This is a genomic window from Vallitalea maricola, from assembly GCF_036985595.1.
Lineage (GTDB): Bacteria > Bacillota > Clostridia > Lachnospirales > Vallitaleaceae > Vallitalea > Vallitalea maricola.
Genome location: NZ_BTPU01000164.1, coordinates 1 through 221, shown reverse-complemented (window position 1 = coordinate 221; position 221 = coordinate 1). Strand labels below are relative to the sequence as shown.

Sequence of the window (221 nt, the reverse complement as noted above, 5' to 3'; positions counted from 1 at the left end):
ATTTAACGTATCTTTACATGCAAAAGATACGTTAAATTCTGAACAAAGTGATTCAATATCTCTTCCATAATACTTAGAAATCTTGTTTTCTACATATGTTTCTAAAGTTTGATGTTCTAATATACTCGAGTCCTTTATTATAGGTTCATAAGTTTGCTTTTTTTCGAGGATATAATTTCTTAGAATGTGAGTCATATACGAGTTTTTAAGTGAGAAAGCTC

Annotated in this window: 1 pseudogene; it reads right to left on the bottom strand. The window is 28.1% G+C overall.

Annotated features, from left to right (window positions below):
* Positions 1–195: pseudogene (locus tag AACQ14_RS23725) on the bottom strand (hypothetical protein); the annotation flags it as partial.
* Positions 196–221: the final 26 nt, after the last annotated feature.